This window comes from Streptomyces pathocidini (assembly GCF_001418495.1).
GTDB lineage: Bacteria > Actinomycetota > Actinomycetes > Streptomycetales > Streptomycetaceae > Streptomyces > Streptomyces pathocidini.
In genome coordinates, this window is the sequence record NZ_LIQY01000678.1 from 1 (window position 1) to 2,517 (window position 2,517).

Annotated in this window: 3 protein-coding genes; 1 reads left to right on the top strand and 2 read right to left on the bottom strand. The window is 70.2% G+C overall.

All coding sequences use genetic code 11. The annotated features are described in order from the left end of the window. Positions 1 to 592, bottom strand: a 592-nt coding sequence (locus AOK16_RS24370) for a carbohydrate ABC transporter permease (RefSeq protein WP_169790956.1), incomplete at its 3' end; no start/stop codon positions are given. Between the two features lie 15 nt (positions 593 to 607). Beyond that, on the bottom strand, positions 608 to 1,894 hold the full coding sequence (locus tag AOK16_RS24375; protein ID WP_240483734.1) for an ABC transporter substrate-binding protein: 1,287 nt from the start codon (positions 1,892 to 1,894) through the stop codon (positions 608 to 610). Between the two features lie 249 nt (positions 1,895 to 2,143). Here AOK16_RS24375 and AOK16_RS24380 point away from each other — a divergent pair. Then, the coding region (locus AOK16_RS24380; RefSeq protein WP_157859341.1) for a helix-turn-helix domain-containing protein at positions 2,144 to 2,517 on the top strand (374 nt) is incomplete at its 3' end.

Genomic DNA, 2,517 nt, shown 5'->3' on the forward strand with positions numbered 1-2,517 from the left:
GGGCCGCCTCGACCAGCGAGTGCGGCACGGCCTGGAGTCCGGCGAGGTAGAGGACGACGTTCACGCCGAACGCCGCCCAGACGACCACGGCGACCAGGGTGGCCAGCGCCCAGTCCGGGTCGGACAGGAAGGGCAGGACCTCGCCGCCGCGGGCGGTGATCAGGCTGTTGACGGCGCCCGTGGTGCCGAGGATCGCGCTCCACAGGAAGCCGACGACGAGCGCGCTGAGCACGTGCGGATAGAACATCACCATCCGGAAGAACGCGTTCCCCCGCGCCTTCCCGTTGAGCAGGAGGGCGAAGCCCAGGCCGAGGGCGTTCAGCCCCACCGTGCCGGCCACCGCCACGGCCAGGGTGACCGTGGCGGCGTTGCGCAGGCCCGCGTCACCGAACAGGTCGGCGTAGTTGTCCGCGCCGACGAAGCCGGGCTCCGAGCTGTAGCCGTCCCAGTCGGTGAGGCTCAGATAGCCGGCCAGGCCTACGGGGACGGCGAGCATGACCGTGTAGAGGAGGGTCGCCGGGACGACCATGGCAGCCGTGACGAGCCCCTGGCGGCCGGCTCTCCTCCCCGGCCCTGGGTGGTTCGATGTCATGGCAGGCTCCCGCGCTCAGGAGTGGTCGCGGACCCAGCGGTCCACGGCGTCGGCGACCTGCTCGGGCGAGCGGCCCACGTACAGCCCCTGCACCTCGGTGTTCCAGGCGGCGTTGAACCCGCGCGGCAGGGTGGTGTCCCCGTAGCCCTCGCCCTGGGCGACGCGCTGGGGGGCGCTGTCGAGGACCGCCTGGACGTCCTTCTCCAGCGGGGTGAACTTCCGCTCGACGCCCTTGCGGAAGTTGCCGTCCTGCTGGAGCTGGCTCTTGACCGCTGCGGGGTCGGTGACCAGGTACTCCACCAACTCGGTGGCCAGGTCGCGGTGTTCGGTGGCCTTGAGGACCATGTACGGGGCGGCCATCGTGGCGCCCTGCGGGCCGGGGTGGTCCTGGCCCTTGTCCACGGGCGCGGCGAAGGCGCCGACCTCGAAGTCCTTCTCGGCCTTGGCCTCGGAGGCGGTGAACCAGCTGCCCATCACGTACATGCCGGCCTTGCCGGAGAGGAACTTCGCCTCGGCGTCCGCGTACTTGAGCCCGAGCGCGTTCTTGTCGACGTAGCCGCTCTTCAGCCAGGACTGGTAGCGCTCCAGGTACGGGAGCATGGTGGCGCCGACGGTCGACTTGCCGCTCTCGACGTCCTCGTACCAGGTGGGGTGGGACTGGGCGAGTGAGGGGTTCGCGAGCTGGAGGAGCTGGAGGCCGGTGGCGAACTCGCCGGAGGTCAGCAGCGGGAGGTAGCCGGCCTTCTTCAGCTTGCCCATGGCGGCGGTCAGTTCGTCCAGCGTGGTGGGCGGCTGGTCGATCCCGGCCTCGGCGAAGGCGTCCTTGTTGTAGAAGACCAGCGACTGGGCCTGCTCGCCGACGCCCACGGTATAGACCTTGCCGTCGAGCGAGGCCTCCCGCACCAGCGGGGTGTCCTTGACCCAGGGCTGGTCGGTCAGCTCCAGCATCTGCGGGGCCAGGGCCTCGTCCACCATGAGCGTCTCGACGACGTCGGGGGCGTTCCCGGCGGCCAGTTGCTGCTGGAGCGTGTCGGCCACGCCCTTGCCGGAGGGCGCCTCGATCTTGACGTCCACACCGTCGTGCGCCGCTTCGAAGGGCTTGACCAGCCCTTCCCAGTAGTCCTGGGTGAGGTTGGGGGTGATGTTGACGAGCATGCGGACGGTGCCGCCCTTCTCGGACCCCGCCGAGCCGCCGCCGTCGGAGAACCCGCCTCCGCCGCAAGCAGTGAGCGCCAGCGCCGCCAGCACCAGCGGCACCGCGCGCACCCCCCTCGTCCCGCCTGCCCCGCGTACGGCACGCACGGCCGCCCGCCTCCGAACCCGTCCGCTTCGCGGTTGACGCATGGCTCCTCCTCGGAGACTGACCGCCTCGGAGACTCGCCACCGAGACCTCAACGTTTTATTGGGTCAATAATCGAGCAACGATTAGTTAATATGTGGCTGCGGATGTGGCGTCAAGAGGCCTTGCAACGTTAAAAGTTGGCGACGGCCGTATTGCATCCCACGCCATCGAGTCATAACTTCCTGAATCTACGGAGGTGGCCCGAGCCCGTGACGGTTCATGACGTACCGAGGTTTCCGCAGCTGACCGAGGCGGATCGCGCGACACTGCTGGACTGGTCGGCGCGGCCGTCCGGCGCGCTGCGCACGCGCAGCCGGATCGTGCTGGCCTGCGCCGAGGGACTGCCCAACGCGACGGTCGCGAAGCGGCTGGACATCAGCCCCGCGACGGTCGCCAAGTGGCGGGAGAGGTTTCTGCGCCGCGGGGTGGACGGGCTGTCCGACGCGCCCCGCTCCGGGCGCCCGCGCAGCGGCAACCGGGAGGACGCGGAGCGGTACGTCGCGGCGGCGGTGGAGAAAGCCCAGGGCGGAGGCCCCGTGCCATCGACCCGCTCGCTGTCCGAGGCGCTCGGGCTGTCCCAGTC